The sequence below is a fragment of the Bradyrhizobium sp. UFLA05-125 genome (genome assembly GCF_059803515.1).
In genome coordinates this window covers 78,203-93,735 of sequence record NZ_JBANBJ010000002.1, presented here as the reverse complement: position 1 = coordinate 93,735, position 15,533 = coordinate 78,203, and the positions used below count along the sequence as shown (strand labels likewise).

Sequence of the window (15,533 nt, the reverse complement as noted above, 5' to 3'; positions counted from 1 at the left end):
CTTCCGCTTCTCCTCCGCTGTTGTCGTCTTCGACGTTCTTTTACGGTTGTCAAAACCGATTTTGACAAGTGTTTAATCGCACCTTGACGATTGTCAAGATAATCCTTGACGATTGTCAAAATTCTTGGTGCAGGTAGAGTCGACCGTGTCTGAAGGAGGCGAGAATCGTCTTCGCTTCCTGCGACGGCAGAGCAAGACGAGGAATGGACGTCGATGGCGCAGCAGGTGGCGAGTGCGAGGAAGCGCGTTTTGGACGCGACCGAGGCGCTCAAGGAGGAGAAGTTCAATGCGCGCCGGCTCGAACTCGCCGAAGCAGCACTAGAGACGCTGGGCGAGCTCGGCTACGCGCGCACCTCCTTGCGCGAAATCGCGCAGAATTCAGCGTTTACGCATGGGGTCTTTCACTACTACTTCCGTGACAAGACGGACCTGATCTGCTGCTGCGTCAGCCACTACAAGGCCAAGTGCGTGACCCGCTACGATCAGGTCACTGCCAGCGCGCAAACTCGCGAAGAGCTCATGGATGGTTTCCTTACCAAGCTCGCCGAAACCCTCCGCAAGGAGGCGCGCATGCACCGACTTTGGTACGATCTGCGCGCCCAGGCGCTGTTCGAGGACGCCTTCCGCAAGGACGTCGTCGAAATCGACAAGAGCCTCGAAAACATGATCTGGCGGATCGCCTCGCGCTACGCGGAGCTCGGCGGCAAGCGCCCGGCGGTGTCTGCCGGTGTGCTCTATGCGCTATTCGACGGCTTGTTTCAAAAAGCGCTGCTCGCTCATTTATCGAACGACGCCGGCGCAATTCCCGAACTGCTGGAAGAGGTTCGGCGGCTGCTGCCAACCATTTGCTGAACGGCTTTGACTTGAGGTGGCCTGCTGACGTTGCCTGCCTCGCTCGAAATGTAGCCGGAAGATCAGGTCCGACTGAAACTTGCTGCCGGATCGTTATGGAAGGTCAGCGGGCCAGGCTCTCCAGCCCGCTGCCGTCACGTACGAACTACTTGGCGATGCAGGTATCGACAGTCTTGGCTGTGCAGACGTCGAGGCCGGTATAGGTCGGATCCTTAGGCGGAGCCTTACCTTCCTTGACGTCCTTCAGCGCAAACATGGTCTTGTAGCCCATCTCGAACGGACGCTGTCCGACCTGTCCGAGCGACAGGCCCTCCTTCATCTGGTCGATCTGAACCGGCAGCGTGTCGGCAACCACCAGAGCCAGGTCCTTGCTGGCGATCTTGCCTTTGAAGGGCGCGACCGCAGCGCGGTTAGCGTCCGGCACGAATTGTGGGAAGCCACCCGTCGGTGTGAATGCATCCAAAGTCGGGTTCTTCGCCATGGTGTCCTGGAATTGCTGCACCGACAGAGGGAAATCGTCATTGGTGTAGAGCGGACACCCGTCGATCTCCTTCCAGCCATTCTGTCCAGTCAACCTTTCCCCGGGCGATTGGGCAGACTCCTTGCCGGCGAGCGTGTCACGGATGCCCTTCATGCGCTCATTGTGGTTGGCTGCCGCGGCGCCGCCGGACTGGATGCAGATCGTGCCGCCTTTCGGCTTGATGGTCTGCACGATCTTGGCGATGTTGACGCCAATCTCGTAGTTATGGGTGCCAATATAGGCAAGGCGCAGGTCCTTGTTCTCGGGCAGCAGGTCCGAGTCCCAGGTCAGCACAGGAATGCCAGCGCTCTTAGCGGCCTGCAGCGCAACCGCCATTGCAGCCGCATTGGACGGTGACACGGCAATGCCGTCCACCTTCTTGGCGACGAGGTCCTGCACGATCTGCACCTGCTCCTCGCCACCGCCATGCTCGCCGGGGCCGATATACATGCATTGGAAGGCCCCCTTGGACTCGGCTTCCGCCTTCTTGCAACCGTCACGCGCCTGGTCGAAGAACGGATTGTTCATGTTCTTGGGAACGAGCGCAAAGGTGAATTTCTGCTGCGCGCAGGCCTGTCCTCCCATGAGCGCAGAAAACGCCACGGCGGCCATCAATAGATGTTTATGCACGTTTCTCCTCCCTCTTTGTTAATTCCAAGTCTCCGACCCAATTGTCATCGGATTTCTAACTGCGCTTCCAGGCAACCCACTCGCGGATCGTAGCAACAAGCGACGTTCCGCTCGTCTGCATGCCGAGAAGCACGGCAATGACGATGAACATGCCAACGAAGGCGCCCTGCCAGTTCGAGTCGATGCCGGCCATCAGAAGCGCGTTGCGGATCACCTCGAGGAAAGCCGACCCTATCACGGCACCGAATGCGGTTCCGTAGCCACCCATCAGGTTGGCACCGCCGATGACGGTGCCGGCGATGACTCGAAGCTCGTAGCCAGTCCCCATCGCGTTGATAGCCGAGCCGCTGTAGCCGAGGAGCAGCAGCGAGGCGATCGAGGCCGTGAAAGACGAAAACACGTACGCCTGGAACTTGATCCAGTCGACTGACACGCCAGTCAGCCGCGCGGCGCTCTCGTTGGAGCCGATCGCATAGAGGTGACGCGCCCACGCGGTAAAGACGAAGACGGCACCGAGGATGAGAGCAAGGATCACCATCACCCAAAAGTGGGAGGAGAATTCTGGCATCCAGTGCGGCGCCCAGCCGGCTGGCGCATGAAGTGGCCATTTCGCTTGGCCGATTGCCCTGACGATCGGCGCGTCCGGACCAAACTTGTACAACATCTGGTTCCCAGAGATCACGACGGCAAGCGAGCGCGCGATCGACAACATACCGAGCGTCACGACAAAGGACGGCATGCCAATATAGGCAACGAAGAAGCCGTTGAAGGCTCCGCAGGCCAGTCCCGCCAAGAGTCCGGCCAAGAAGGCGACGTACCAGGAATATTGCCAGGTCAGCAGCAGCCCGGTGACAATGGCAACGAGCCCCATCACCGAGCCAACGGACAAATCGATCCCCCCCGTGATGATGACCACAGTCATGCCGAGGCTCATGATCGCAAGCGGAGCGAAGTTGCGCGTGATGTTCGTCACGTTGTCGGCTGTGCCGAAGGTCGGCTCCAACCAGGTCATGAAGACCACCAGAGCAAGGAGTGCGGCAGCCACCCAGAATGCCTGACTGGTCATGACGCGATGAAAGGCGCCCTGCTCGCGGATGTTGACGATATCGCTGATTGCGGCGTGTGTTTCTTCTATCACTTTGGCAGAACTAGGCTTCACGGATCGCCCCCGTAATCAGGCCGGTGATCTGCTCCGGCGAGGTCATCGCGGTTTCCTTGTCGGCCACTTTTGAGCCACGCCGGAGCACGATGATGCGATCGCAGACGGTAAACACGTCGGGCATGCGGTGACTGATCAGCATCACCGATACTCCGCGAGATTTCAGCCGGCGGATGAGCTCAAGCACTTCGGCTACCTGTCGCACGGAAATGGCCGCGGTCGGCTCGTCCATCAGGACGAGCTTGGCATTGGACAGCCGAGCCCGGGCTATCGCAACAGCCTGCCGCTGCCCCCCTGACATCTTCTTCACGAGATCCCGCGGCCGCGTTTCCGATTTTAGCTCGTCGAAGAGCTCCCCGGCGCGCCTGATCATCGACTGCTTGTCGAGGATGCGGAACGGCCAGAAGCCCCTTTTGATTTCGCGTCCGAGGAAAACGTTCTCCGTGGCCGTGAGATTGTCGGCCAGCGCGAGCTCCTGATAGACAACTTCGATGCCCTCAGCCCTGGCCTCGATCGGCCTGTGGAAATGGCATGCCTTGCCATCGACGACAATGCCGCCTTCGGTCGGCGGGAAGTTTCCGGCAATCAGTTTCACCATGGTCGATTTGCCGGCGCCGTTGTCGCCCATCAGGCCGACCACCTCGCCTGCATCGACCGAAAAGCTGACGTCGTGCAGTGCCCGAATGGCACCGAAGCTCTTCGAGATGCTTCGCACATCAAGTAAAGCCACGCGTTCCCTCCATCGTGCGGTGGCAGCTCTATCCGGCCGCTTCACCTCCCCGATCTGCGCAATTAATATTGCACAAGCGGCAATCTCGCAACGTCTATTTCATGCGGCGGGCGGCGCCCTTACATCGACATTCATTGCGGCTCGATCAGAAAGGGTGGAAATTGGGAGTGTGAGAGACCACGTCCTGCTTGCTCGGCGCGATGCCATACCCGCGCCCGCACCTTGCCGAGAAAAGCCTCTAACCCCGGGATTGCTCAGAGCGGCGCTTCCGGATGCGGTGACGTATCGTAGGCGCCCCAGATACTTTGATCGAAGTTGATCGTGGCTCCCGTCATCATTCCGGACTCATCGCAGGACAGGAACGCAACGGCGCGCGCAACCTCGATGGGATCGAGCAATCGGCCGAAGGGCTGCCGCCCGGCGACCTCCTCGAGCCACTCCGCAGACCGGCCATGGTAGACCTGCTGCGTGTTGAATTCGCCTTCCGAGGCCATCCAGCCAATATTGAGACCGTTCACGCGGATGCGGTTGCGCAGCAGCGCATGGGCCGTATTTCGCGTCAGCGTGTCGAGCGCGCCTTTCGATGCGCAATAGGCCGCAATGAAGGATTGGCCACCCATCGCAGACATTGAAGAGACGTTCACGATCGTGCCCTGCACTTTATCGCGGCGCATGAGCTTGATCGTGTTCTGCATCAAGAAAAAGGGCGCACGCGTATTGACCGCGAATATCTTGTCAAAAAGTTCGGGGCTTGTATCAATGATGGTGCCGCGGCTTGTGTCACCAGCGGCGTTCACCAGAGCGTCGACGCGCCCGAACACCCTGTCCGCCTCAGCCACGACTTTGGCGCAATCCTCGACCTTTGTGAGGTCAGCGCGGACAAATAGCACTTCTGTGCCAGTGGCTGCGGCGATCTCGTTGGCCTTTGCCCGCCCCTTCGTCTCGTCACGACCGCATGTTACGATGCCCTTGGCGCCGCGCTCGGCGAAGAGTTTGGCGATGGCGGCACCGAGACCCTGGGTACCGCCGGTGACAATCGCGATCTTTCCGTGCATCGAGGTCATGCAAGCTCTCCAACGATAGGTACGGGCGCTCTCAGTCGCTCTCTTTGGCTCTGGGTTGCGAGGCCTTGCGTAGCTTGACCCTATTGCTGCTCGACGCCCGCATCCACGTCCCATTCAATGTCATGCGATACCGCCAACCTCGACCTTCTTGCCGGTCCTGGCAGACTCGATGGCAGCCTCCGCGAGCATGAGCGCGCGGTAACCGTCGTCGAAAGTCGCTTGGGTCGGCCGACCATCGCGAACGGCGGCAATGAATGCCGCGATCTCGGCTTCGTAGGCCTCTGCGTAGCGCTCGATAAAGAAGTTGAGGTAAGGCTCGGCCGCATTAGTCGTGGTCGCGCTGTAGAACTTCAGCTCATGCGCCTTCTTGTTGTCGGAGATGACCATCCCCTCGCTGCCAAACAGCTCGATCCGCTGATCATAGCCAAAGCTTGCGCGTCGAGAATTACTGATATGGCACAGCTTTCCATCAGCAGTGCGCATGACCACCATGATGGAATCGAAGTCGCCAAAATCAGATCCAATGGTGGGATCAACAAGCGCGCTCCCGGTCGCGAAGACCTCGGTCGGCTCATCGTTCAGCATGAAACGCGCCACGTCAAAATCGTGGATCGTCATGTCACGGAAGATACCGCCCGAGACCGCAGTGTAAGCTCGGGGCGGCATCCCGGGATCGCGCGATGTGATAACGACCTGCTCAAGTTTTCCGATCTTGCCGGCGGCGCAGGCGTCGCGCGCAGCGCGGTGCCCCGGATCGAAGCGGCGATTGAAGCCAATCTGGATTGGTACGTTGCAGCCCTCAATGGCCTTGCGGCATGCTCGTACCCGATCGAGACTGAGATCGATCGGCTTCTCACACAAGATCGCCTTGCCGGCTTTTGCCGCAAGCTCGATCAGATCGGCATGGGTCGCAGTCGACGTCGCAATCAGAACCGCATCGGCCTTATCGATCGCATCTTCCGCACTTGTGGCTACCCTGCAGCCATTCGCTCTGGCGACCGCCTCAGCAGCAATTGTGTTCGGATCGAATGCTATCTCCAGGCGTGCCCCGTCCGCCTTCGCAAGATTCCGGGCATGCAAGACACCAATGCGCCCGCACCCGAGCAATGCGAATTTGATCGCCACCATTTCCTCCCGCCGACGGATGTTCGATTTGCTTGCAAGAGTTATTGCAGATATGCAAAACTGTCAATAATTGTTCGCCGATGCTATCGATGATTCCGCTCCGCTGCCAAAGGATGGTGATGCGAGGTGCGTAAGGGGTCTTTAACCCGTCCGTCAAACGGCCAGGCTGTATTGCCGGATACTTGACTTACAGAGATGCCTTGGCACTGCCGGCTCTTGGGGAGGAAGCGTTCCGAACGAGAGCGGAGTTGTCGGCATCCGCACCCGATGAAACCAATTGTGAGAGCACCTTAGATGCAGGACGTGAAGACACCGGAAGACTATGAGGAGTTGATCCGTGTCATCCACGATCGCTACGATGACATGAGCAAATCCTATCAAAAGATAGCCGTTTATCTGACCCAGAACCCGAATGATGTCGCGGTCCTGTCGGTAAACGCCATCGCCGATCGCTGCGGCATCCATGCGTCGAGCTTCGTGCGCTTCGCTCAGTCACTTCGCTATGAAGGTTTCAAGGAGCTTCAGGCGTTATTTCAACGGCGCTTGTCAACAGCCGCCCCGGGCTTCGAGGCGCGTATTAAAGCTCTTGAAATCGAGTTGGGCGCCCGCGCCGATCGTAGCGAAGTTGGTTTCCTGCGCGACCTGGTCGTCCGCGACATTGCTTCCCTTCAGGACATGCTCGCGGACATTTCCCCAAAAGCGCTCTCGGAAGCGGTGAGCCTGCTTGAGAGAGCCGACTCGGTTTTTCTGATCGGGCAACTGCGTTCAGCGCCTGTAGTTGAGTTCCTTCGCTACATATTGACCATGCTGGGCAAACGTTGCGTGTTGCTCGACGCAGGTGGCGGACTTGCTACGCACATCGCGCGTACGATCCGCAAGAAGGACGTACTCGTTGCGGTGTCGTTTCGATTCTATGCAAACGAGGTCGTCAACGTTGTGGAGGAAGCCGGGCGCAATGGCGTTCCCATCATTGCGATGTCGGATAGCACACTGTCGCCCCTGGCCAAGAGCGCCCGTGTTCTGTTCTCTGTTCCAGAGCATGAATACACGTTTTCCCGTTCACTCGCAGCTCCGATGTGCCTTGCGCAGGCGTTGACCGTAGCGCTGGCAGCGAGACTACAGAAAAACGACGTCAATCCGCGGATTCCAACGGTTACCGGTAAGTAGAATGGCTCGAGCTGGCGCTCTCAGTCGCACGAACGGCGCGCAGCGACCTCGGGCTGCCGTAGCTTGAACCGACAGGCAGTAGCGCCTCAGAAGACCAGTCGTCGATCGGTTACAGGAGTAACTCGCACCATGTCGGGCGTTGGATGGCGGACACGTGGACGGGATGTGATGGTTTGCGGTTGTCCGGTCAGGGCGGCCGTCTCAATTGCGACAAGTGCGCGCAAGTCCGCCAACCCTTCCTCGCCATCAGCCTCGGGCGGCGTTCCAGCCTTGATGCAATCTGAAAAATATTCGACCTGCGCGCCAAAATGGTCGATTTGCGGAAACTGGGTTTCGCGGACCTCGCCGTCGCGGCGCAGACGTAGTCTTGTTGCAGTCTCGAACCTGAATCCTGGATCGAGTTCGATATCGCCAGCCGTTCCAACCACGCGGTAACTGTCGACAGCGGCTGCCCCGAAGCTGGCGACGAATTGTGCCAGCCCGCCCGAAGGGAAGCGCAGCAAAGCCGCGACCGACGCTTCCACCTCGCGAAAACGCGGGTCATCGTTCGGTCGGTGCACCATCGCCATGGCTTCAATCGGCTCTTCTGCAAAAACATGTCGAGCCGCATTGACGCAGTAAACCCCGACGTCCTGGAGCGGTCCACCCCAACTCGTAGCTTTCAGTCTGTGGTTCCCTGCCGCTGCCTGGAAACTGAAAACCGATTGAAAGAAGAGCGGTCGGCCGATCGCGTCCTTGCGGATGTGTTCGAGGACGGCGACAGTTCCGGGTTCGTTGTGGAGCCTGTAGGCGGTCATCAGAAACACGCCAGCCTCGCGCGCAGCGGCGATCATGGCGAGCGCATCTTGTTCGTTGGTAGCCAGCGGCTTCTCGACCAAGACGTGCTTGCCGGCGCGTGCTGCCCGAACTGCGTAGTCGGCATGCAAATGGTTGGGCAGAGCAATATACACCGCGTCGACATCAGAGCCCCTCAAAAGGGCATCGTATCCATCATAGTCGACGATCTGGCCAACACCGTGGAAATCCGCCAGTCGCGCGGCCTTGTCCCGATCGCCGGTCACGATCGCCGTAACCCTTGAGTTTGTGGACTGTCCGACTCCCGGCAGAAAGGCTTGTTGCGAGATCCACCCTGCGCCAACAACTGCATACTTGATCATCGTTTCCTCTCCCGGACTCGCGTTGGATCGCATGAGACGCTGTCGATTTCCGTCCGGCCTCGTTCGCTCCGTCAGTCATATAGCGAGGGACGTGGCCCATATCTGAGGGAGGCCAAGCCATTTCCGGCGAGGGCCTCGGCGACTTGCTCCGCAATGGCCGAGGCGACATAGCCGTCCCATGCGCTCGCGCCGACCGAAGTGCCAGCTTTCACGGCGCTGACCCAATCGGCCATCTGCCTGCGGTACGCCTCTTCGAACCTCGGCACCCAATTGTCGGGATACGAATGACCGCCGGCTCTGTCTCTGTTCAATAGCGTCAACGATGCCGGAACCAGCGATATCGTGCCTTGCCGACTGACCAGTTCAGCATGGACGTGATAGCCATAGCTGGCGTTCACGAAAACCTCAGTCGAAACAATCTCGTCTTTGTCGGTCTTCATCGTGACCATGAGGGGCTCGCCGCCGGGCCCTGCCTCCACGCGCGCAGAAACCATCTCCGATCCAAGTAGCCAGCGGCTGACGTCGATTTCGTGAACGAAGGAATTCGTAATGGCCATCGCACCGGTGAACCACTCCGGCGCGCGAACGTTTCGATGCACGTTGTGCAACAACACCGGTCCGCCCAGTTCACCGGTATCTTTGACGCGCTTGATCTCCCGATAGCCAGGGTCAAACCGGCGCATGTATCCGACCTGGATGAGTCTGCGACCCACAGCGACTTCGGCCTGCACCACGTCTAGGGCATCCGCTGCTGAAGACGCCAAGGGCTTTTCGCAGAGAACGGGTTTCCCTGCCTCGATACAGGCGAGTGTTAGCGCCGCATGTGTGACATCGGGAGATGCAATCACTATCGCGTCGATCTTCCCCGACGCGATCAGCGATTGAGGATCCGAAAAGACGGTTGCTCCAGAGGCCACTGCCTGCGCCCGAGCCGCGTCGGCATCAAAAATGCCGGCAAGATGAGCACCGGGGGTCTCGCGTCGGAGTATCCGAGCATGCTCGGCGCCCATTACACCTGTCCCGATGACTCCTATCCCGATGCTCATTTCACCTCCACAACCCGCCAAATGATCCGCCGGGCCAAGGCGAGCCCTAAGCGCTTCGTCGAGTACGGCGACACCCGATCCATGCGGGTCATTGCACGACGTCGTATCCGGCCGACGCCATCAAACGCATCAGTTCCGCGTGGCCTTTCTTGGCCATTTCGAGCGGGGGACTCATCTTCGGATCCTGCTCCGCCTCGACGACGAACCACCCCTCGTAGCCGTAGGATGCGAGGCGGGCGATGATCGCGGCGAAGTCGAGCGAACCGTCGCCCGGCACGGTGAACGCCCCTTTCACCACCGCGTCGAGGAAGCTCTCCCGTTTCCGGTCGAGCTTGTCGATGACGCTGCTGCGGACGTCTTTGGTATGCACATGGCTGATGCGCGAATGATGTTTGTCGATGACACGCAAAACGTTGCCGCCGGCAAACGCCATGTGACCGGCATCGAACAACAGCGGTAGTGTTTCACCAGAATTCGCCATGAGCAGGTCGAGTTCCGCCTCGGTCTCGATCGCCGCAGCCATGTGGTGATGATAGGTGATCGGCATTCCCTGCCCGGCGCACCACTCGGCGAAATCCGTCATCTTGCGTCCATAGGCCTTCATCTCGTCGTCCGAGAGCCTAGGTTTGGTAGCGAGCGGCGCGGAGCGAATGCCCTGGATCGAACGCGCAGTCTCGCCGTAGACGATGCAGGGCGCTTTCGCTGCAATGAAAAAATCCATCTGGGCGCGAATGCGGTCCTTTTCCCGCTCGATGTCACCATCGAGCAGAAGGCCAGAGAACCAGCCGCCGCACACGGAGATGCCAAACCGGGCGAGTATCGGTCCGAGTTCTCCCATATTCATGGGGAAGCGCCGCCCGGTCTCCATTCCCGTAAAGCCGGCGACGCTCGCCTGACGCAAGCACTCCTCAAGACTCACGTCATCAGACAGTTCGGCAAGATCGTCGTTCCACCAGGCAATGGGGGCAATTCCAAGCTTCGCTTTCATGGCTCGTCACACTCCGATGCGCTGCTTCGCGCGGATCTCGTCTTGCTGCTTGCGCGCGCTTCGAACCGTCTCGCGCGAAGATACTTGGGGCACGCCGACGTCCCAGTCGGCATCGCCAGGGACCCACGAATAGGCGTCCGAGGCGATCGAAAGCACGGTGGTGCGGTCGTTGCCTTTGGCCCATTCGAGCGCGGCAACGAGGTCGGCAAGGCTTTCGCAACGTCGCGCAGCCGCCCCCATGGACTCGGCATGCTTGGCAAAATCAACGTGATGAGGATTGTCGCGATTCTGAACGCGACAATCAGTCAACAAATTGTTGAAGCCTGGCACGCCTTTGAATTGCTGCAACCGGTTGATCACGGCGAACCCGCCATTGTCGCAGACCACAACGATCATCTTGTGACCGCTCAAAACCGTCGAGTAGATGTCCGAGTTCATCATCAAGTAGGTGCCGTCACCAACCATCACGATTGGCGTGCCGCCGAGTCCGCCAGGCCCGGAATTGGCCATGGCGTGGCCCCAACCGGCCGCGAGCTCGTAACCCATGCAAGAGAAGCCGAACTCAAGGTCGAAGGTATTCGGCGCCTTGACGCGCCAGCCTTTTGCCACTTCGCCAGGCAGGCCCCCGGCGGCTGAAATCAAGGTATCTCTCTCGCCAGCGGACGCATTGACTGCCTGGACTATCTGCGCGTAGGTCGGCACCGGAGCGTTGCTGGGGGCTTGCAACGACTCGAGCAGCGCGTCCCATTCCCTGAAGAGCATCTGAGCACGGGTCATGTGGGCGGGTTCGACACGCCACGCGCCGAGCGCCGCATCGAGTTCTTCGATCGTCTCCCGCGCGTCGCCTACCACCGCCAGCGCACGGTGCTTCACCGCATCGAATCTGGCCGCGTTGATCGCGATGAAACGCGCGTCCGGGCGGAAGGCGGTCCATGATCCTGTCGTGAAATCCTGTAGGCGCGTACCCACCGCAAGGATAACGTCGGCTTCGGCTGCGAGCGCATTCGCTGACGTTGAGCCGATAATTCCAATCGGCCCTGCATGCGCCGGGTGATTGTGGGTCACGGCGCCCTTGCCGGCGACCGTCTCCACGATAGGAATTCCGTGCTTGACCGCAAAATCCGCGACGACATTTCCTGCCAGCGAGTAGCGCACGCCGCCGCCAGAAATGATGATCGGCTTCTTCGCGGTCTTGAGCAGCGCGGCTGCTTCTGCGAGTTTCTGACGATCGGGGCGCGGACGCGAAATGGTCCAGGTTCGAGACTCGAAAAAGACCTCAGGGTAGTCGAAGGCTACCTCCTGCGTGTCCTGTGGTAGCGCGAGAAAGGCCGGGCCGCAGTCAGCCGGATCGAGCATGGCGGCTACTGCCTGCGGCAGCGAAGAAATGATCTGCGCGGGATGAGTGATCCGATCCCAGTAGCGCGTCACCGGCTTGAAAGCGTCGTTCACGGTGACGGTCGGATCCCCAAAATGTTCGACCTGCTGAAGAACTGGATCCGGGAGACGGTTGGTGAACGTATCGCCAGCAATGAGAAGGAGAGGCAAGCGATTTGCGTGAGCTGTTCCTGCCGCCGTCACCATGTTCAGGGCGCCGGGGCCAATCGACGACGTCGCTACCATGATTTGCCGCCGAAGCTTGGCCTTGGCGAAGCCGATAGCCGCCAACGCCATCGACTGCTCGTTCTGTCCGCGCCAGGTCGGCAGACGATCCTGCACCGCCTCAAGGGCCTCGGACAGGCAGGTCACGTTCCCATGACCAAAAATGCCGAAGATGCCGGCGAACAAGGGCACGCGAACTCCGTCGATTTCGGTGAACTGTTGAGTCAGCCATCGCACCAGGGCCTGGGCCATGGTGAGTCGGATTGTGGCGCCGGTCATGTTGTCTCCTCCCTCGCCGGTTTGTAACGAACATAACCTCCTGCATTGAATATTGACAATAGCATTTTTCCGCAACAATTATTGCCGACGACGTCTCCCCATTCAGAACGTGCTCGATTTTTTCGCAGGTGGCCTCAACACCGACCTCATCGCGAACAGGGAAATCCGACATGACCAAACCGAAGCTTCGCATCGGCCTCATCGGTAGCGGATTCATGGGTAAGACCCACGCTTTCGGTTACTCCATCGCCGCGCGTGTGTTCGACCTTCCTTTCGAGCTGGAACTGCATACGATCGCGGATATTAGCGAGGAGGCAGCCGCGAAAGCAGCCTCGGCGCTGGGCTTCGCGCGCGCGACCTCCGACTGGCACTCGCTCGTGGCGGATCCAGCTATCGACGTCGTGAACATCACCACGCCAAACGCGCTCCACAAGGAAATGGCGTTGGCCGCGATTGCTGCTGGCAAACATGTGTATTGCGAAAAGCCGCTGGCGCCGCTTGCGACAGACTCCCGCGAAATGGCCGAGGCCGCCGAAGCGGCCGGAATAAAGACGCAAGTCGGTTTCAATTATCTTTGCAACCCCATGCTGGGCCTCGCACGCGATATGATCGCTGCGGGAGAACTCGGCGAGATACGCGGCTACCGCGGGGTCCACGCCGAAGACTACATGGCCGACAATGCCGGTGCGTTCACCTTCCGGCATGACCCGGCGGGCGGCGGAGCACTGGCGGACATTGGCAGCCACGCACTAGCCACCGCCGAATTCCTGTTGGGTCCTGCCGCCGGACCGATCATCCGCGTCATGGGTGATTGCGTCACGATGATCAAGGAACGTCCAGATGGCAAAGGCGGCCGGAGGCGCGTCGAAGTCGATGATATTGGCAGAGCTTTCCTTCGTTTCGCGAGCGGCGCCTCCGGCTCGATCGAGGCGAATTGGATTGCGACAGGACGGAAGATGCAGCACGACTTCGAGGTCTGTGGAAGCAAAGGCGCCCTCGCCTTCAGCCAGGAACGATTCAACGAGTTGCATTTCTTTTCGACCGACGACGACCGTGGCCGTCAGGGATTCCGCCGGATCGAGGCAGGTCCTGATCATCGGCCATACGGCCTGTTCTGCGTTGCGCCGGGCCACCAGCTTGGCTTCAACGACCTGAAGGCGATCGAAGCCGCGGGCTACCTGGACGCAATTGCCGGACGTCGATCGGAGCCATTCAACTTCCGCGCTGGCCTGCGCATTCAAACGCTGGTCGAGACCATCCACGCATCAAGTCGCGCCGGAGCGTGGAAGGACGTTCCCTGAGCATTCGCCTTTGACAATCGAATCGCAATGAGATCCCGGAGCGACATCAAGCCGCGACCGGGGTGCGCCCGCGCTCGAAGACGAAGTCACGGTACCCCGCCTGCGCGACGGCGGCGCAGTACTCCCGGTACTTTGGAAATCCGCCCGTGAAGAGCGTGAGCCCGAGCGGCTTGTCTTTCACGTTGGCGCCAAGGTACCAAGTCTTCGCCTTGTTGAGCAGCGAGCGCTGCGCGATCCTGACGACGAGCTCCATCCATCCATCCTCCGCGACTTTGGTCGGCTCGACGGTGGCGAGGCCGTGATCGGCCATGTGCGTGATCAGGTTCGCAATCCAGTCGACGTCGTTCTCACTGATCCTGACGATGTTGGCCAGCGCAGCCGGGCCGTTCGGCCCCGTGGTCATGAACAGGTTCGGGAAACCGTCCATCATCAGGCCGAGATAGGACCTCGCACCGTGCTTCCATTTATCGTTGACCTTGCCGCCGCCGCGGCCGACGACGTCGAAGGCCGTCAGCGCTCCGGTGAGCCCATCATAGCCGGTCGCGAGAATCAGCATGTCGAGCTCGGTTTCGCCCGTCGCGGTCAGCACGCCCTTCTCTGTGATCTCGAGAATCGGTTCGGCGACGCAATCCATCAAGTGGACATTGGGCAGATTGAACGTCTCGTAGTATTCGGTGTCGAGGCATGGCCGGCGGGCGAAGATGGGATAGCCGCGCGGCTTGAGCTTTTCTGCCGTGACGGGATCCTTGACGACCTCGCCGACCTTACCACGCACAAACTCGGCGACATGCTCGTTGGCCTCTTCGTTACTCAGCAGATCTGTGAAAGTCCCGAGCATTGCGAGACCGCCGGCCTTCCAGGCGTCTTCCATCAGCTCCCGACGTCGCACCGGCGTCACGCTGAAAAATGCGCGGGTGGTCCAAGGGCGCACGCCGCCGTTTGGACTGTTGCGGGCAGCGTCACGAAGGCCCGCGTAATTGCGCTTGACCTCGGCGACGTAATCCGGCTCCAGCTTCTGGTTGCGCATGGGCATGCTGAAACTTGGCGTGCGCTGGAAGACGAAGAGCTCGCCGGCCTTCCGGCCAACTTCCTGGACGATCTGGATGCCGCTCGATCCCGTGCCGATCACGCCGACACGCTTGCCGGCGAAGCTCACCGGATGGTGCGGCCACTTGCCGGCACGCAGCAGCTCGCCCTTGTAGCGCGCGATGCCCGGGATCTGCGGATCCATGGGGACCGACAGCGGTCCGGTGGCCATCACACAGTAGGTTGCCTCGACCGTTTCGCCACGATCAGTCGTGATCTTCCAGAGCTTGCGCGTCTCGTCCCAGACGGCGCTGGTGACGCGCGTGTTGAATTGATAGTGCTTGCGTAGATCGAGCCGGTCGGCCACGAAGTTGAAATAGGTGAGAAGTTCCGGCTGAGCCGCGAACTCCTCTGACCACGTCCATTCCTGCTCGATCTCGGGGGAGAACGAATAGCTGTAGTCAACGCTCGGAAGATCGACCCGCGCGCCCGGGTAGCGATTCCAATACCACACGCCCCCGACGTCGCCGCCGGCCTCGAATGCCGCGAGCTTGAGGCCCATTTCCCGGAATTTGTACACGGCGTACAAGCCGCCGAAACCGGCGCCCACGACGACGATGTCCAGGCGTTGTGCACCCATCTCAGAGCTGCTCATCTCGGGCATTTCCTCGCTTGCATCATTGACCTTAGCTGGAGCGGCGATTGACGATCTGCCGCGTGGGAAGCCACCTGCACTCGACCGTCGCCTTGCCTGAAAACCATCTCATGAGTTCTGCAGCACAACTACCGCTTTGACGGCGTGTCGGTTCAGTTTCACATCTATGAAAGAGAAGGAGCGCGTCATGAGACCTGTACGGGGGTGTCGAAGGTCCGGCCGCCGAGATGCATCG

General features: G+C 60.0%; 13 protein-coding genes. 3 read left to right on the top strand and 10 right to left on the bottom strand.

The genetic code is table 11. The features are described from left to right. Positions 1-213 precede the first annotated feature (213 nt). Positions 214-852 carry a TetR/AcrR family transcriptional regulator gene (locus SO156_RS03840; protein ID WP_498533901.1) on the top strand — a complete coding sequence of 213 codons (639 nt, stop codon included), beginning with the start codon at positions 214-216 and terminating at the stop codon, positions 850-852. Positions 853-997: 145 nt separating this feature from the next. Here the strand turns inward: SO156_RS03840 and SO156_RS03835 are convergent, their stop codons facing one another. The 5 genes from SO156_RS03835 to iolG form a co-directional block, all read right to left on the bottom strand. Next, positions 998-2,002 (bottom strand): substrate-binding domain-containing protein, encoded by a 1,005-nt coding sequence (locus SO156_RS03835; protein WP_458142971.1) that lies wholly within the window; start codon positions 2,000-2,002, stop codon positions 998-1,000. Positions 2,003-2,057: 55 nt separating this feature from the next. Continuing rightward, complete coding sequence (locus tag SO156_RS03830) at positions 2,058-3,161, bottom strand: ABC transporter permease (RefSeq protein ID WP_498533900.1); 1,104 nt, start codon at positions 3,159-3,161, stop codon at positions 2,058-2,060. Then, positions 3,151-3,891 carry an ATP-binding cassette domain-containing protein gene (locus SO156_RS03825; protein WP_458142968.1) on the bottom strand — a complete coding sequence of 247 codons (741 nt, stop codon included), beginning with the start codon at positions 3,889-3,891 and terminating at the stop codon, positions 3,151-3,153. The genes SO156_RS03830 and SO156_RS03825 overlap by 11 nt, the downstream gene beginning before the upstream one ends. Positions 3,892-4,145: 254 nt before the next feature. After that, positions 4,146-4,955: an SDR family oxidoreductase gene (locus SO156_RS03820; RefSeq protein ID WP_458142966.1), complete on the bottom strand. Its 810-nt coding sequence runs from the start codon at positions 4,953-4,955 to the stop codon at positions 4,146-4,148. A gap of 120 nt (positions 4,956-5,075) precedes the next feature. Continuing rightward, positions 5,076-6,083 (bottom strand): inositol 2-dehydrogenase, encoded by a 1,008-nt coding sequence (gene iolG, locus SO156_RS03815; RefSeq protein WP_458142964.1) that lies wholly within the window; start codon positions 6,081-6,083, stop codon positions 5,076-5,078. 291 nt (positions 6,084-6,374) lie between these two features. On the opposite strand from iolG, the gene SO156_RS03810 reads away from it, so the two are divergent. Then, a complete protein-coding gene (locus SO156_RS03810; protein ID WP_458142963.1) occupies positions 6,375-7,247 on the top strand; it encodes a MurR/RpiR family transcriptional regulator in 873 nt (290 codons plus the stop codon). An 86-nt stretch (positions 7,248-7,333) separates the two neighbouring features. Here SO156_RS03810 and SO156_RS03805 read toward each other — a convergent pair whose 3' ends face one another. The 4 genes from SO156_RS03805 to iolD all read right to left on the bottom strand — a co-directional run bounded on the left by SO156_RS03805 (position 7,334) and on the right by iolD (position 12,316). After that, the gene (locus SO156_RS03805) at positions 7,334-8,404 is read right to left on the bottom strand and encodes a Gfo/Idh/MocA family protein (RefSeq protein ID WP_458142961.1); all 1,071 of its coding nucleotides are present in this window, start codon (positions 8,402-8,404) and stop codon (positions 7,334-7,336) included. Between the two features lie 71 nt (positions 8,405-8,475). Continuing rightward, entirely contained in the window at positions 8,476-9,450 is a 975-nt protein-coding gene (locus tag SO156_RS03800; RefSeq protein WP_498533899.1) for a Gfo/Idh/MocA family protein, read from the bottom strand. 88 nt (positions 9,451-9,538) lie between these two features. After that, entirely contained in the window at positions 9,539-10,438 is a 900-nt protein-coding gene (iolE, locus tag SO156_RS03795; RefSeq protein ID WP_498533898.1) for a myo-inosose-2 dehydratase, read from the bottom strand. Between the two features lie 6 nt (positions 10,439-10,444). Then, the gene (gene iolD / locus SO156_RS03790) at positions 10,445-12,316 is read right to left on the bottom strand and encodes a 3D-(3,5/4)-trihydroxycyclohexane-1,2-dione acylhydrolase (decyclizing) (RefSeq protein ID WP_498534045.1); all 1,872 of its coding nucleotides are present in this window, start codon (positions 12,314-12,316) and stop codon (positions 10,445-10,447) included. Between the two features lie 170 nt (positions 12,317-12,486). Between iolD and SO156_RS03785 the strand changes: the two genes are divergently transcribed. Then, complete coding sequence (locus tag SO156_RS03785) at positions 12,487-13,617, top strand: Gfo/Idh/MocA family protein (RefSeq protein WP_498533897.1); 1,131 nt, start codon at positions 12,487-12,489, stop codon at positions 13,615-13,617. Between the two features lie 46 nt (positions 13,618-13,663). On the opposite strand, the gene SO156_RS03780 is transcribed toward SO156_RS03785, so the two are convergent. Then, on the bottom strand, positions 13,664-15,298 hold the full coding sequence (locus SO156_RS03780) for a flavin-containing monooxygenase (RefSeq protein ID WP_498533896.1): 1,635 nt from the start codon (positions 15,296-15,298) through the stop codon (positions 13,664-13,666). Between the last annotated feature and the right edge of the window lie 235 nt (positions 15,299-15,533).